Below are 15,025 nucleotides of genomic sequence, written 5' to 3' on the forward strand. Positions count from 1 at the left end.
TCGCGGCCGTGTTCCCGGCCGCCGTGATCGGGTGGTCAGCGGTCGATCTGGTTCGCGATGTCTCGCGCGGCTTTCCCGGCGGGCTGGCGCGAGGTGTCGATGAGCGTCGCCTCCTCGCGCAGCCACGGCAACGCTTCCAGGTAGCGGGCGACGTGGTCGAGCCGCCACTGCCGCGCAGCCGTCTCGACCTGATCGCCTTCGATGCGGGCGACAAGTTCCTCCGGCGCCGCGTGCAGGACGAAATGCCGGACCGGCACCCGCTCGGCGGCGAAGGCCCGGAAGATCTCGTGCGCGTATCGCTGGACGAGGACGGTCTGCGGGATCACCAGCGCGCCGCCGGTGTGGCCGAGGATCTCGATCGCGGTGCGGGGGACCAGAGCCCGCCAGGGCGGCAGGTCCTGGAAGTCGCCGACCGGTTCGGTGATGACCTGGCGGAGGAGGTAGCCGACGAGTTCGGAGTCGAAGATCCTGGCCTGCGGGAGCAAGCGGGCGAGTTCGCGGGCGGTGGTGGTTTTGCCCGCGCCGAAGGTCCCGTTGAGCCAGATGATCATTTGTCACGATAGCGCGGTGATCTGGCCGGCCGCCAGGACATCTCCGTCTCGGGCTCGCTCAGCAGCCTCGTCGAAGCGACCCGGCACGGCGAGCTGGTGCCCGCGCGGGCGGGCCGTCGCTCGAGGCGGCGGAGGTGCTTGCTCCGACGCCTGCCGGATGCGGCGTGCCAATCGATCTCGTACGCGACACGATCACCGCACCGGAAGGCTCAAGGCAGCAGATTCGCTCGCCGCGCGGCATTGACCGCCTGCAGCCGCGTCCGCGCGTCCAGCTTCCGCATCGCGTTCCGCAGATAGCTCTTCACCGTCTCCGCGCCCAATCCCAGCGAAGCGGCGATGTCCACATTGGTCATTCCGGCCGCCACCCCGCCCAGCACGTCCAGCTCCCGAGCCGACAACCCGACCGCACCGTCGGCCGGCCCGCCGGTCAGAGTCCGGCACACCGAGTCCAACCGCTCCCGCAGCTCCGGATCGTCCACCCCGGCGGCGATCCGCCGAAGCTCCGCATGACTCTCCCGAACGGCCTCCGCATCGGCCGGCGCCCCTGCCGGCGCGACCGCCGCGGGCACCAGCAACGCGACTCTTCGCCGCACCTCCGCCCGGATAGCCAGCTCCTGCTCCAGGTCCCGGGCCACCTCGACCATCGCGGACACCGAACGGTCGCCGAACCGGACCTGCTCGCGGGCCGCGCCGTACAGCACCGCCCGGACCGTCCGCTGCACGATCACCGGCACCGCCATCACCGCTCGCACGCCCTCCGTCTGCACCGCGCGGTCGTAGTGGTGGCTGATCGCGTCGCTGGTGGAGTAGTCCGCCAGCACGACCGGTTTGCGCACCCCGATCGCCCGGCCGCCGAGCCCTTTGCCCTCCGCGACCACCAGCCCGAGCAACGAGGTCGTCGAATTCCCGACCAGCTCGGTCATCTGCAGCCGCCGGCCGTCCGCGACCGCGCCGCCGAACGACAACGGCACCTGGGCCGCGCCGCGCAGCCGCACCAGCGCGCGCCGGACCTCCGCGATGTCCTCGGCCTGGCCGGGAGCGGGATCAGGATCGGGCATCGGGCACCCCTTTTCGGGGGTAGTGGTCCTGCTGACGTGCGGAGATAGTACCGCCGACACTGGCCGACGACGACCGTGGAGCACGCTGTGAGCCCTGAGCGGACCACCCGCGACCTGTTGCAGACCTATGCCGCGCCGGACGCGGACGCGACCCGTTTGCTGTGCGGGCGCCACCCGGCGGACGCGGTGGCGTTCACCCTGGTCGAGCCCGACCTGAGCAGTCACGACCTGACGTACGGGCAGCTGGAGAAGGCATCCGCGCGGTTCGCCGCCGCTCTTTCCGCGCACGGAGTCCGCCCCGGCGACCGGGTCGCGACGCTGATGGGGAAGTCCGCCGAACTGGTCACCGCGCTGCTCGCGATCTGGCGGCTCGGCGCGGTGCACGTGCCGTTGTTCACCGCGTTCGCGCCGCCCGCGATCGCGCAGCGGATCGTCGGCAACGGGACCCGCGCGGTGATCGTCGACGCCGGCCAGCGCGGCAAGCTCGAACCCGGCGCGGACCTGCCCGCCGATCCGGACCGGCTGATCGTGACGACCGGCGACGCGACCGGTGCCGACTTGTCGTTCCAGACCCTGCTGGCCGAGGAGCACCCGGTGCCCGAGCCGGTCGCGATCGGCGGCGACGGGACCTTGATCGAGATCTTCACCTCCGGCACGACCGGCACGCCGAAGGCGGTGCCGGTGCCGCTGCGCGGGCTCGCCGGGATCCACTCCTACCAGCAGTTCGGCCTCGACCAGAACGACGAGGACGTCTTCTGGAACGCCGCCGACCCGGGCTGGGCGTACGGGCTGTACTTCGCGTTGCTCGGCCCGCTCGCCACCGGACGGCGCAGCCTGCTGCTGCACGCCGGGTTCAGCCCGGAGCTGACCTGGCAGGTGCTCGAACGGTTCGGCGTCACGAACTTCACCGCCGGCCCGACTGTCTACCGCGCGCTGCGCAGCTCCGGCGTGGAGGCGCCCTCCGGGCTGCGGCTGCGGCACTGCTCGTCGGCGGGGGAGCCGCTGACGCCGGACGTCGTGACCTGGGCCGAGGAGGTGCTCGGCTGCCCGGTGCGCGACCACTACGGCCAGACCGAGACCGGCATGGTGGTCGGCAACGCGTGGCAGCCGAATCTGATCGCGCCGGTCAAGACCGGGTCGATGGGACGGCCGCTGCCCGGGTTCGCCGTCGAGGTGCTGAAGGCCGACCGCGACGAGGTGGCCGAGGCCGGCGAGACCGGCCGGGTCGCGATCGACGTGCCGGCCAGTCCGCTGATGCCGTTCACCGGCTACCGCGACGCGCCGGATCGCACCGCGGAGCGCTTCAGCTCCGACGGCCGCTGGTACTACACCGGGGACATCGCCGCCCGCGACCACGACGGCTACCTGACGTTCGGCTCCCGCGACGACGACGTGATCCTGATGGCGGGCTACCGGATCGGCCCGTTCGAGGTGGAAAGCGCGCTGGCGCAGCATGAAGCAGTCGCCGAAGCCGCGGTGATCGGCGCTCCGGACGAACTGCGCGGCGAGCTGGTGGTCGCGTACGTGGTGCTGAACCCCGGCACCGAGGGCTCGGACGAACTGGCCGCCGAGCTGCAGCAGACGGTCAAGACGCGGCTGGCCGCGCATGTGTACCCGCGCCGGATCCACTTCGTGCGCGAGCTGCCGAAGACACCGAGCGGGAAGATCCAGCGCTTCGCGTTGCGCGGCCGGGAATTGAGCACCACCGCCGGCTGATCGGGTGCTTGCCGCGGGCTGTCCCAACCGGGCCGGACAGCCCGCGGTTTCCCTTTGCCTGGCGCGATTCCTGGGAAGCGCGCCGGCTTCGGCGAACGTCAGGGGGTGGCGGTTCCGCCCTGGGTGATGACACTCGCGCCGCCCTTGTTGACGATGCGCGGGCTGCCCGAGGCGTAGCGCACGACGATGCCGCCCCCGGTGGTCACGATCTTCTGCGCCGAGCCGATGTTGATGACCGAGCCGTTGCCGTTGACCGTCAGCAGGGCGCACGGCCCGTTGAGGGTGAGCTGCACGTTGCTGGCCGTCACGAGGACCTTGCGGGACTTGCAGTTGTCGGTCAGCGACGTGCCGTCCTCGCTGACGATCAGCGGTTCGCCCTGGCCCTGGATCTCCTGGGTGTCGGCTTCCTCGGTGTCGGCCGCGGGCGAACTCCCGCCCGGCGTCGACTGCTGCCCGGCGGCCGGTGCGGCAGGCGGCTGCGGCGTGGCGGCCGGTTCGCCGGACCCGCAGCCGGCGGCCAGCAGTGCGGTCAGCCCCGCCGTGGCCAGGATCGCGCCGATGCGCGGGGCGGGCCGGTTCGCGCGGGCCGGGGAGGCGGAGGGGAGAGCTGGTTGCATATTCAACAAATTAACAACTTAGCTCAAAGGCTTCGTCAAGAGGTCGGGTTGTCCGCGGTCCCGTTCCGGCGCTGCCTGGCTCCTGGTTGAGCTGCGGTTTCGTCCGGAATGGACGGGGTAGCGGGCGGCGGTCCGGCGGGGTGGCGGCTCGGCGGTGGCACCAGCGGGCCGGGAGAGTGGTCGAGATCACCATCCGATGGCTGGGCCGGTTGTGATCCGGCGGCAACCCTTGTTCGGTGACCCGGTCAGGCCGCGGCGGCCAGCACATGCTGCCGGTGCGGCGCCGCGGACGGGTGCCACGAGATCCGTGCGAGCGCCGACCGGATTGACGAACGTCAGGTCGTCGCGCACAAAGCCGGCGGGACCGTCCGCCGTTGTGCGCCAGGCCACGCCCGCCCGCGTCCCGATCCGGATCTTGGCCAGCGGCTGCCCGGCCGGACGCTGCCCCTTGCCCTGCCGAGCGTCTCTCTCATCGCTCTCACAGCAATCCCGGAGTACACCGGGACTCGCCACTAGGGAGGAGGGGGAGTGTCCGAGCGCGCGAAGGGCCACTGGGCCGAGCGGGTCGGCGTGGTCGCGCTGGTCGCTGTCCTGCTTGGCGGAGCCGGGTACGGCTGGGTGGAGCTGCATTCGCTGCTGTCGGGAGTCACCACGTCCACTGTGCTGGACGGCCGGGTCCGGCCGGCCGGCGACACGAACATCCTCGTCATGGGGCTCGACTCCCGCCTCGACGAGCGCGGCGACCCGCTGCCCGCCCAGCTCTACGAGGAGCTGCACGCGGGCGATCAGCAGGTCGGCGGCTATCACACGGACGTGCTGATGCTCCTGCACGTCCCGGCCGACGGCGGGCATCCGACGGTCATTTCGATCGCGCGCGACGATCTGGCCGATTTCCCCGGCTGCCCCGGCGGGGTGTGCCGGGGCGCCATCAAGGAGGCTTACGGGTACGCCTTCGCCGCTGAGTCGAAACTGCTTGCCGGGCAAGGGATCGTCGACAGGGTGGTGCGGGAGCAGCGGGCGCGGGACGCCGGCCGGGCGGCGGAAATCGCCGCGGTGCGACAGTTTCTGGGCGGGGTTCCGGTCGACCACTTCCTGGAGGTGACGCTCGTCGCGTTCTTCCAGCTCGCCCAGGTCGTCGAGCCGATCACGGTCTGCCTCGCCGAAGACACCCGCGACAGCGCTTCCGGGGCGGATTTCCGTCGCGGGCCGCAGCAGATTTCCGCCGCGCAGGCGCTGGCGTTCGTGCGGCAGCGGCAAGATCCGGACCACGATTTCACCGACCTCGACCGGGAACGACGGCAGCAGGCGTTCCTCGTTTCCGTGGCGCACCAGCTGAAAGAGGGACGGGTGTTCGGCGACCCGGCGGAGCTGGGCCAGCTGGTTTCGGTCGCGCAGCGCAACGTCGCGGTCGACTCCGGTTTGGACCTCAACGCCCTGGTGCACCAGGCGGAGTCCTTCGCGGGCGGCGACCTGACTCTCTCGTCGCTTCCGGTCGAACGGTTCGGCAAGGACGAGCGCGGGAACGACGTCAACATCGTCGACCCGGCGAAAGTCCACGCCGCGGCGGCGCGGCTGCTGGGCCGCACGACTCCGCCGCCGCCCGCGGCGACCGCCGGGCCGGGGGTGGACGTGGTGAACGCGAGCGGTCGCGAAGGGGCGGCTGCCCGGCTGGTCAAGACGCTGCCATCGCGGGGCTATCGCGCCGGTCGGGTGACCAGCGCGCATCACCTGCGCCACACTGTCGTCCGCTACGGCAGCGGGGATTCCGCCGCGGCGGCCAAGCTGGTCGCCACGCTCGGCGGCGGCTACGACACCGGTTACGACGATTCGCTCGCTGCCGGGGAGCTGAAGCTGGTGCTGGGCACCGATTTCCGCGAATCGGCGGACCAGGTGGACCCGGTGCCGGTCGAGCCCGCTTCGCCGTCCGACGAAATGACCGGGGGCGGGGTTCCGTGCGTGCGGTGAAACCCGGCTGCACAACGATCCTGTGGAGACGGTGAGAACGAAATCCGAAATTAGCTCTTCCGAGTGACCCGAGTGAGGTTTTGTCCGCTGGTGTCCGGAGCGGAGTGACGGTTCTCTCGCCAGGGAACTGTCCGGCTGTCCGGTACCTGTTCTTGTTCCGTTTCAGCGTCCGGGAACGGCGCTGCTGCTTCAGCCCGGTCTTACGCCATTCAGTGTGGAGTGGTCGCGGTCGGGGATACGTGACTCCGGTAATTCTGAAAGAGGTTTCCTGTGACGCTGGACGCGGGTCGGACGCGAGCAGTCGCGCCCGAAAGACTCGCCGACGAGGCGACGGCTGTTTACCGCGCGGGCCCGACGCCCGCCGCGCGGACCCTTTACGACATTTTCGCCGAAACGGTGCGCCGGTTTCCGGACGCGCCCGCGCTCGACGACGGCGCCGAAACGTCGACCTACCGGCAGCTTTCCGCGCAGGTCGACGAACTCGCCGGGAAGCTCCGCACGGCCGGCGTGACGCCGGGCGACCGCGTGGGCATCCGGATGACCTCCGGCAACGCGGCGCTTTACCGCGGCATTCTCGCCGTGCTCGCCACCGGCGCCGCCTACGTTCCGGTCGACGCCGACGATCCGGCCGACCGGGCCGAGACGGTGTGGGCGGAGTCCGGGGTGTGCCTGGTGCTCGGCGACGGAGGGCTGCCCGCGACGCGCGGGCCGCAATGGCCGCGGGTCCGTCCGCAGCCGCAGGACGACGCCTGGATCATCTTCACGTCCGGTTCCACCGGCAAGCCGAAGGGCGTCGCGGTCACGCACCGCGCGGCGGCGGCCTTCGTGGACGCGGAAGCACGGTTGTTCTGTCAGCCCCGTCCGCTCGGTCCGGGCGACCGGGTGCTGGCCGGGTTGAGCGTCGCGTTCGACGCGTCGTGCGAGGAAATGTGGCTGGCCTGGCGGCACGGCGCCTGCCTGGTCCCGGCTCCGCGATCGCTGGTCCGAGCCGGCGCGGACCTCGGTCCGTGGCTCGTCGAGCGCGGCATCACGGTGGTCTCGACAGTGCCGACGCTCGCCTCGCTGTGGCCGGTCGACACGCTGGCCGGCGTCCGGCTGCTGATCCTCGGCGGCGAGGCATGCCCGCCCGAGGTCGTGACGCGATTCGACGACGGCACAAGGGAAATCTGGAACACCTACGGCCCGACCGAGACCACCGTGGTCGCGTGCGCGCAGCGGCTGCGCGCGGGCGAACCGGTGCGGATCGGCCTGCCACTGGACGGGTGGGAGCTCGCGGTCGTGGACCCGGACGACCCGGCCGGCATCCCGGTCCCGTGGGGCCGCAGCGGCGAGCTGGTCATCGGCGGGGTCGGTCTCGCCCGCTACCTCGACGTCGCGAAGGACGCGCAGAAATTCGTCCCGCTGCCCGGATTGGCCTGGCACCGCGGGTACCGCAGCGGCGACCTGGTGCGCGCGCTGCCGGAGGGGCTGGAGTTCGTCGGCCGCGCGGACGGTCAGGTCAAGATCGGCGGACGTCGCGTCGAGCTGGGCGAGATCGACGCCGCGCTGCGGGCGCTCCCGGGCGTCGCCGCGGCCGCGACCGTCGTACGCCGTACCGAGAGCGGCGCGCAGGTGCTGGTCGGGTACGTGGTGCCGGACGGCGACGGTCTCGACCGCACCGCGGCCCGGAACCGGCTGCGCGACCAGTTGCCGGCCGCGCTGGTGCCCCGGCTCGCGCTGGTGCCGGACCTGCCGGTGCGCGCGTCGGGCAAGCTCGATCGCGACGCGCTGCCGTGGCCACTGGAGGAGCCGACGACCGCGCCCGTGATCCCGTCCGACCCGAAGCTGGCTTGGCTGTTGCGAGTGTGGAGCGATCACCTCGGCACCGCGGCCGGGCCGGACGACGACTTCTTCGACCTCGGCGGTTCGAGCGTGACCGCGGCCCGGCTCGTTTCGGTGCTGCGCGAGCGGTATCCGGGCGCGGCAGTGTCCGATGTGTACTCCTGCCCGACGCCGCGGGAACTGTTCGAACGTCTCGACGGCACTCCGGTGCAGACGGTCGCGGCGGTCGAGCCGCGGTTCCAGGCCGCGCGCGGGACTGGCTGGTGGCAGGCCGGCGTGCAGCTGGTCCTGCTGGCCCTGTCCGGAATGCGCTGGCTGCTTTCGGTTTCGCTGCTCGGCTCGCTGGTGGCGCTGGTGGCGCCGATGCACTGGCTGCCGGAAATGTCGTGGTGGGTGCTCGTGCCCGCGTGGCTGGTGCTGCTGAGCCCGCCGGGCCGGATGCTGCTCGCCGCCGGTGGCGTCCGGGTGCTGCGCGGCACACTGCGGCCCGGCGAGTACCGGCGTGGCGGAACCGTCCACATGCGACTGTGGACGGCGGAGCGGTTCGCCGCGGTGGTCGGTCCGCCCGGTGTCGCGGGCACTCCGCTGGCCGCGCCTTATGCCCGGTTGCTCGGTGCGCGTGTCGGCAAGAACGTGGACCTGCACTCGCCGCCGCCGGTGAGCGGCCTGGCCGCCTTCGGCGACGGGTGTGCGATCGAGCCGGAGGCCGACCTGGCGGGCTACTGGCTGGACGGTCCGGTCCTGCGGATCGGCCGGATCAGTGTCGGCGCCGGTGCGCGGGTCGGCGGCCGCAGCACGCTCCTGCCGGGCACCGATCTCGGTGCCGGCTCGGTTCTGCTGCCCGGTTCGACCCTGGACACCCGCGTGCCCGACGGCGCGGTCTGGGGCGGTTCCCCGGCCGGTCCGGCTGGTGAACGGCCGACGCGGCCCGCTGCCGCCGCGCCTCGCGCGAAGCGGTACTCCTTGGCGTTCGCCCTCGGCGGCACGCTGCGTTCGCTGCTGCTTATCGTGGCGGCGATCCCGATGATCGTGGCCGCGTTCGAGCTGGTCCCGGCGGCGGACGACCCGCGCGCCGCCGCGCTGGCGATCCTGCCGTGGACTCCGCTGCTGGTGCTGGGCGGCATCGTGCTGCACGCGCTGATGATCGTCTTCCTGGTGCGGGTGGCCAGCCGTTCCGTGCGCGCCGGCGTCTATCCGGTGCTCAGCCGGGCGGGCTGGGCCGCGTGGTTCGTGCACGAACTGCTGGAAATCGCCCGCCGTCAGCTGTTCCCGCTCTACGCCGCCCTGGCGACGCCGGTGTGGATGCGGCTGCTGGGCGCCCGGATCGGCCGCAACGTCGAACTGTCCACTGTGCTCAGTCTGCCTTCGCTGCTGAAGGTGCGAGACGGCGCGTTCCTGGCCGACGATGTCCTTGCCGCACCGTATGAACTGGACCGCGGCTGGGTCCGGCTCGGCGTTTCCGAAGTCGGCGAGCGCGCCTTCGTCGGCAACTCCGCGGTGGTCGGCCCGGACCGGACGCTCGGCTCCGGCGCGCTGGTCGGCGTCCTGTCCGACACGCCGATGGAGGTCCCGGACGGCACCTCCTGGCTGGGGCGGCCCGCGCTGAGCTTGCGGCGGACTGCCGACTCGGCCGACCCGGCTCGCACCTTCGCGCCGCCGCGCCGGTTGAAGGTGGCCCGTGCACTCGTCGAGACCTGCCGGATCGCGCCGCTGCTCATCGCCGGGCTGCTCGGCCTCGCGGTGACCGCGGTGCTGGCCGGCGTGGACCTCGCCGACGGCTTCTGGATCGCGGCCGCGATCGCGCCCGCCGTCTTCGTGTCGGCCGGCCTGATCGCCGCGCTGCTCACCACGCTGATGAAGTGGCTGCTCGTCGGCCGGTTCCGGCCGGGCCGGCACCCGCTGTGGAGCGCGTTCGTGTGGCGGAACGAGCTGTACGACACCTTCGTGGAAACCCTTGCCGTGCCGTGGTTCGCCGGGTCGTTCCTCGGCACACCGGTGCTGAACTGGTGGCTGCGGACGCTCGGCGCGCGCATCGGGCGCGGCGTGTGGTGCGAGAGCTACTGGCTGCCCGAGACCGACCTCGTGCACCTCGGCGACGGCGCGGTGGTGAACCGGGGCTGCGTGCTGCAGACGCACCTGTTCCACGACCGGGTCATGCGGCTGGATCCGGTTCGCCTTGGCTCCGGCGCGACGCTCGGCCCACGCGCGTTCCAGCTGCCCGGCAGCGGTGTTTCGGACGGCGCGACGGTGGGTTCCGGCTCGCTGGTGATGGCGGGGGAGACGGTGCCGCCGCGGACCCGGTGGCGCGGGACTCCGGTCCGGCCCTGGCGGTGACGCCGGACGCTCGCGCCGGTTCGCCGGGGCGAGCGTCCGCGTTACGGCGGAACTGCCGTGAAGGGACCTTTGCCGGACTCAGATTCCCTCAAGGGGCCCTTCACGGGCCTGGATTGCTGGGCCAGGGCCACCGGCCGCGCGCTCAACTGGTCCGCGGCCGGCGCGAGCGGGACGCCGGGGCTCCGTACACGGCTTCGGCGACTGCTCGCTTCCGTTCCGCGCATTCGTGGAGCACATGAGGGGGAAAGCCGGTGCCGGAAGGGCGTTGCGGGGGCTTCTCGGCGGCGGCGTCCACGAGCGTCCACCCGGAGCCGAGTTCGATCAGGCTGCGGTGTTTCGTGGTGTAGTAACCGGGCGCGACATCGATCGCCACGCCGGTCGCGCCGGCTGCCGCCGCGGTCAAGTGCAGGTGGTAGCGGCTGGAGATCCAGGTCTGACCGGCAGCGACCGGCAAGCCGTGGCGCCACACGTCGCGGAACGGGTGGAACTCCGCGCCGGGCAGCTGGTGTTCGAGCAGCGCGAAGACCTCCCGGTCGACGCGCGGGATTCCTTCCACCACAGCGAGTTCCTCCGGCCGGAGTTTCCAGTCGCGGAGCAGATCGAGAACCTGTGCGGCCAGCGCGGAAGGCGGCGCGGAACCGACGTCGGACTGCACGCACAGGACAAACTCCCGAGAGGTCGGCGCGGTGGCCGGGTGCGGGTCCAGGAAGACGTCGTCGCAGGTGCGTTCGGCGCCGGGCACGCCGTGCAGGAGTTCGGCCGACGGGTCGTCCCGGACGTCGACGACGTCGAACCGTTCGGCGAGCGAGCGAAGGAGCCCGGCCGCGCCGGCCGGGAACGGGACGAAGCCTTGTCCGGTCATCGCCGAGCGAGCCGCGGAGCGCCGGGCGGCCGCGACCGCCCCGGCGACCAAGCCGAAGTGCCTCGGCCACAATGCGTTGACGTAGCCGCCGCCGATCAGGTGCACCACCTCGAGCCTGCCGAGCAGATCGATGCCCGCGTCCCAGCGCGGCGCGCGCCCGGGGTCGTGCACTGCGGCCTGCACCCAGGACGCGACTTCCCACGGATCGTCCGACGGAGCCTCGCCGCACAACCGCCACAAGGTGTCCGTGCAGCGCAACCGCGGGTGCAAGTCGCCGAGCAGCAGCTGCGCCGGCCCTGGCGAATGCGTGTCGAGCCAGACTTCGGCATCCGGTTCGGTGCGGGCGAGCCGGCGCAGCCAGGTCGCGGCGATCAGCTCGTCGCCGTAGTTCGGGTACCCGCTCGGCCCGATGAGGTAATGCCGGCGCGGCAGCGGGGCACGGGTCATGAAGCGACGCTGAGCTGCGTGTCCAATGCCTGCTCGCCCTGCGCCTTCTCGTTGCCGGTCGGCTCGCTCTGCACGCGGTCCTTGACGACCCCGTCGCTCTCGAGCGCGGTGGTGATCGCCTCGGCGCGCTGCTCGGAAAGCTGCTTCGACTTGGCGGCGTCCGAGTAGCCGGCGTGAGTCGCGACCTTCAGCTTGACCTCGTTGCCTTGCATGGCTTTCGCAATGCCCTTCAGGCCTTCCTTGGCCTGCCCGGTCAACTCCGCCTTCTCCGGCTCGAACTTGAGCGGTGACTGCTGGGCGGCCTGCTCGATCGCGGCGGTGACCTGCTTGCCGGCCGCGCTGTCCGGTCCGCTCATGCCGTTCTGTCCTGCGGCTCCGGACTGCTCGGCACCGGACTGGGCCGCTCCGCTGGCCGAAGCGGAGGTGTTCTTCCCGGACGCGCCGGACCCGTCGTTCGATCCGCCGGACCCGCACCCGCTGGCCAGCGCGGCGACCGCCGCGGCACCGGCAATGGCCAGGACGATTGTCCTCTGCATGAAAATCGAGCTCCTTCGGCTGGGTTCGCCGGGATCGGAACACGGGGCCAGGGGACGGGCAACCTCTGCCCGCCACCGCCGGGTCGGCGACGCCGTCGCCGGTTTCCTGCTGCCAGCAGGGCGGGAGCGGCGGTGCGCGGCAACCTGGCGGAGTGCGACATCCACCCAGCTGAGGGACCCTGTCTATCCACAATAGACAGTGCAGCGGGCCGGGCGCTCCGAGTGTATAACGCCCTATTCGCCCGGCTGTGAGTCGACGACCTGCCTCTGCCGGGAACAAGATCCGCAGCGACGGGCCCGCGTCCGATTCCGGGGTTCATCTCAGGGTGTTCCCCGATGCTCAGTGGTCCGAGTCACCACCATGCTGGCCAGCGTGACGCTTTTGACGCGAAATGCCCGGGCGGCGACTCCGGCCCTCGCCGTTCTCGCGCTGGGCTTTTCGCTGGTGCCGATCGTCCTGCTGCACTTGCTCACGATCGAGACGATGAACCCGGTCCGCGACGTGATCAGCGATTACGTCTTCCCGGACGGCGGGGCGGTGCTGCTCGGCTGCGCGTCACTCAGCCTGGCCGCGGCGTCCCTCCTGGCCAGGCAAGTGTTGCTGGCCAACGGATTGCCGAGGCTCAGCCTGGAATCGGTGCTGCTCGCGCTGTGGGCGGCCGGTTTGGTCGTCGCCACTTTCTTCCCCACTGACCCGACCCGGTTCGAGTCCTCGTTCTCCGGCGCGGTACACCGGTACGCCGGCGCGACGATGTTCGTCAGCCTGCCGCTGGCGGGCTGGCTCCTGGCGCGTCGGTACCGCGAGGCGACGGCATTGCGGTGGTTGTCCTTGGCGGCGGGGATCGCTTCGTTCGCGTTTCTCCTGGCACACCTGCCGTTGCTGGAGAATTCCGTGCCGGAGTTCCTCGGCTTGTTCGAGCGAGTGCTCTACGCGTTGCTGTACGCGGAGTTGTTCGCCCTCGTCGCGGTCGCGAAGTCCGAGGTGGACGCATGACGATCATCGCGATTTGCCTTGCTGTCGTCGGCGCTGCTTTCTTTTCGGTGGGCGCACTTCTGCAGCATCGCGTCGTTGCCGGGCTGCCGGGTCAGCCGCGGATCGGCTTGCTGGTCCGGTCGCCGCGGTGGCTGGGCGGGCTGGCGTTGCTGGGCTCGGGCGCCGGGGTGCACGCGGTCGCGCTGGGAATGGCTCCGCTGAGCGTCGTCCAGCCGGTCGGAGTGCTCGCGGTCGCGATCACCGCGGTGCTCAACCGGAGGTGGCGGGATCTGCCCGCGGTCGCGCTCACCACGCTCGGCGTCGGCACGTTCGTCACTGTCGCGGCGGACCGCGCCAGCACCACGCCGGTCAGTGCGGATGCCCAGCTGCGGGCGGCTTTTCTGGTGCTGGGGATCGTCGCGCTGCTGACCATCACCGGTGCCGTCTCTTCCCGCCCGGCGGTGCGCGGCATGTGTTTCGGCGCGGCGGGCGGCGCGGCTTACGGGTTCGTTTCGGTGCTGATGCGGGCGGTTTCGCTCGAAATCCGCGAAGGCACCGTCAGTTTCGCCACCGCGGCGTCGGTCGCCGCGATGGTGGTGGCGCTGGCCGTCGGCGGCTGGCTCGTGCAGCTGGCCTATCGATGCGGTCCGCCGCACGCCGCGGTCGCTTGCCTGACGGTGGTGGACCCGCTGGTCGCGGTGGGTCTTGGCGCCGGGGTACTGGGGGAAGCCACCCACCTCGACGGCGGCGAGACCGCGGTCGCACTGGCCGCGGCGGTCCTGGCGGTCGGCGGGATCGCCGTGCTCAGCCGGACCGGCACCACTCCTGTCCATTTCAGCAGATCGGAGCACCCTGTGAACGACGACCGGGCTTTGCGCATCGTGGTCGCTGCCGAAACCTACCCGCCGGACGTGAACGGCGCGGCGCACTTCGCCCACCGGCTGGCCACCGGCCTGGCCGGGCGGGGGCACCAGGTGCACGTGATCACCGTCGACCCGGCGGGCGTGGCGCGTACCGAGCGGGCCGGCGACGTGGTGGTGCACCGCGTCCGCTCGCACCGCACCCCGTTCCACCGGACTTTCCGGATCGGCCTGCCGTGGGAGGTGAGCAAGGACGTCGCCGTGCTGCTGGACGAACTGCGCCCGGATCTGGTGCACGTCCAGGCGCACTTCGTCGTCGGCCGGTATGTGCTCAAGCACGCGGCCGCGATGGGCGTGCCGGGGGTCGCCACGAACCACTTCATGCCGGAGAACCTGTTCGGCCACCTGCGCGTGCCGACCTGGTTGCGCGGCGCGGCGTCGCGCTGGGCCTGGCGCGACTTGACCCGAGTCTTCTCGACCGCCCGGGTGGTGACCGCGCCGACGCCGCGTGCGGTGGAACTGCTGCACGAAAACGGTTTCCCGGAACGAGCGATCCCGGTTTCGTGCGGAATCGACATCGACCGCTACCGGCTGCGCACTTTCTCGCGAGTGTCGGACGGCCCGACTGTGTTGTTCGTCGGGAGGCTGGACGAGGAAAAGCGCGTGGACGAACTGCTGCGTGCCCTCGCGCTGGTCCCGGACCTGAGAGCGGAGATCATCGGTGACGGTTCGTGCCGGGCGCAGTGGGAGGCGCTCGCCGGCGACCTGGGGGTCGCCGAGCGGGTGCGGTTCCGCGGCTTCGTGTCCGAAGAGGACTTGCTGGACGCCTACGCGGCGGCGGACGTGTTCTGCATGCCGGGGATCGCCGAACTGCAGAGCCTCGCGACAATGGAAGCGATGGCGGCGGGGAAGCCGGTGGTGGTCGCGGACGCGATGGCACTGCCGCACTTGTGCCGCTCGGGGTACAACGGCTGGCCGTTCCAGCCGGGCGACGTCGGGGAGCTCGCGGCGCGGCTGCATGCGGTGGCCGCTGATCCGGAGACGCGGGCGCGGATGGGTGCCGCGAGCGGCAAGATGATCGCCGCGCACGCGGTGGAGACCACGTTGGACTCGTTCGAAGCGTGTTACGCCACCGCGATGGGCCGGGCGGAGCGGGTTCCGGCCGCGCGGGCGGCGTAAGGCGTTGGGGCGGCCGGTCGCGGATATGGCCGCCCGGTGTTGCGTGCTTCCGGCCGCACAACTGCCGTGAAGGGCCCCTTACCGGACTCAGATTCCCTCAAGGGAC

At 71.6% G+C, this 15,025-nt stretch carries 10 protein-coding genes; 5 read left to right on the forward strand and 5 right to left on the reverse strand.

All coding sequences use genetic code 11. The features are described from left to right. Positions 1–35: 35 nt before the first annotated feature. Together AMYBE_RS0106785 and AMYBE_RS0106790 are read right to left on the reverse strand one after the other, a co-directional pair. Positions 36–551 (reverse strand): AAA family ATPase, encoded by a 516-nt coding sequence (locus AMYBE_RS0106785; RefSeq protein WP_020658598.1) that lies wholly within the window; start codon positions 549–551, stop codon positions 36–38. Between the two features lie 209 nt (positions 552–760). Beyond that, positions 761–1,609: a LuxR C-terminal-related transcriptional regulator gene (locus AMYBE_RS0106790; RefSeq protein ID WP_020658599.1), complete on the reverse strand. Its 849-nt coding sequence runs from the start codon at positions 1,607–1,609 to the stop codon at positions 761–763. Between the two features lie 87 nt (positions 1,610–1,696). Between AMYBE_RS0106790 and AMYBE_RS0106795 the strand changes: the two genes are divergently transcribed. Next, the gene (locus tag AMYBE_RS0106795) at positions 1,697–3,325 is read left to right on the forward strand and encodes an AMP-binding protein (protein WP_020658600.1); all 1,629 of its coding nucleotides are present in this window, start codon (positions 1,697–1,699) and stop codon (positions 3,323–3,325) included. A gap of 98 nt (positions 3,326–3,423) precedes the next feature. Here AMYBE_RS0106795 and AMYBE_RS43250 read toward each other — a convergent pair whose 3' ends face one another. Beyond that, a complete protein-coding gene (locus tag AMYBE_RS43250; RefSeq protein ID WP_020658601.1) occupies positions 3,424–3,942 on the reverse strand; it encodes a DUF3060 domain-containing protein in 519 nt (172 codons plus the stop codon). Between the two features lie 528 nt (positions 3,943–4,470). Between AMYBE_RS43250 and AMYBE_RS40995 the strand changes: the two genes are divergently transcribed. Then, complete coding sequence (locus AMYBE_RS40995) at positions 4,471–5,907, forward strand: LCP family protein (RefSeq protein WP_020658602.1); 1,437 nt, start codon at positions 4,471–4,473, stop codon at positions 5,905–5,907. Positions 5,908–6,177: 270 nt separating this feature from the next. Continuing rightward, the gene (locus AMYBE_RS0106810) at positions 6,178–10,062 is read left to right on the forward strand and encodes a Pls/PosA family non-ribosomal peptide synthetase (protein ID WP_020658603.1); all 3,885 of its coding nucleotides are present in this window, start codon (positions 6,178–6,180) and stop codon (positions 10,060–10,062) included. Between the two features lie 142 nt (positions 10,063–10,204). On the opposite strand, the gene AMYBE_RS0106815 is transcribed toward AMYBE_RS0106810, so the two are convergent. Continuing rightward, positions 10,205–11,371, reverse strand: a complete 1,167-nt coding sequence (locus AMYBE_RS0106815) for a polysaccharide pyruvyl transferase family protein (protein WP_020658604.1) — start codon at positions 11,369–11,371, stop codon at positions 10,205–10,207. Then, positions 11,368–11,907 carry an OmpA family protein gene (locus AMYBE_RS0106820; protein ID WP_020658605.1) on the reverse strand — a complete coding sequence of 180 codons (540 nt, stop codon included), beginning with the start codon at positions 11,905–11,907 and terminating at the stop codon, positions 11,368–11,370. The genes AMYBE_RS0106815 and AMYBE_RS0106820 overlap by 4 nt, the downstream gene beginning before the upstream one ends. A 373-nt stretch (positions 11,908–12,280) precedes the next feature. Here AMYBE_RS0106820 and AMYBE_RS43255 point away from each other — a divergent pair, with 373 nt between their 5' ends. Together AMYBE_RS43255 and AMYBE_RS0106830 are read left to right on the forward strand one after the other, a co-directional pair. After that, positions 12,281–12,901 carry a DUF998 domain-containing protein gene (locus AMYBE_RS43255; RefSeq protein ID WP_245573160.1) on the forward strand — a complete coding sequence of 207 codons (621 nt, stop codon included), beginning with the start codon at positions 12,281–12,283 and terminating at the stop codon, positions 12,899–12,901. Beyond that, positions 12,898–14,919 carry a glycosyltransferase gene (locus AMYBE_RS0106830; protein ID WP_020658607.1) on the forward strand — a complete coding sequence of 674 codons (2,022 nt, stop codon included), beginning with the start codon at positions 12,898–12,900 and terminating at the stop codon, positions 14,917–14,919. The genes AMYBE_RS43255 and AMYBE_RS0106830 overlap by 4 nt, the downstream gene beginning before the upstream one ends. Positions 14,920–15,025 lie beyond the last annotated feature (106 nt).

The organism is Amycolatopsis benzoatilytica AK 16/65 (assembly GCF_000383915.1).
Lineage (GTDB): Bacteria > Actinomycetota > Actinomycetes > Mycobacteriales > Pseudonocardiaceae > Amycolatopsis > Amycolatopsis benzoatilytica.

Bases quoted from the DNA above. Each gene is read 5' to 3' on its own strand.
- AMYBE_RS0106790 (WP_020658599.1), bottom strand. From the start codon at position 1,609: ATGCCCGATCCTGATCCCGCTCCCGGCCAGGCCGAGGACATCGCGGAG.
- AMYBE_RS0106830 (WP_020658607.1), top strand. From the start codon at position 12,898: ATGACGATCATCGCGATTTGCCTTGCTGTCGTCGGCGCTGCTTTCTTT.
- AMYBE_RS43250 (WP_020658601.1), bottom strand. From the start codon at position 3,942: ATGCAACCAGCTCTCCCCTCCGCCTCCCCGGCCCGCGCGAACCGGCCC.
- AMYBE_RS0106785 (WP_020658598.1), bottom strand. From the start codon at position 551: ATGATCATCTGGCTCAACGGGACCTTCGGCGCGGGCAAAACCACCACC.
- AMYBE_RS0106820 (WP_020658605.1), bottom strand. From the start codon at position 11,907: ATGCAGAGGACAATCGTCCTGGCCATTGCCGGTGCCGCGGCGGTCGCC.
- AMYBE_RS0106815 (WP_020658604.1), bottom strand. From the start codon at position 11,371: ATGACCCGTGCCCCGCTGCCGCGCCGGCATTACCTCATCGGGCCGAGC.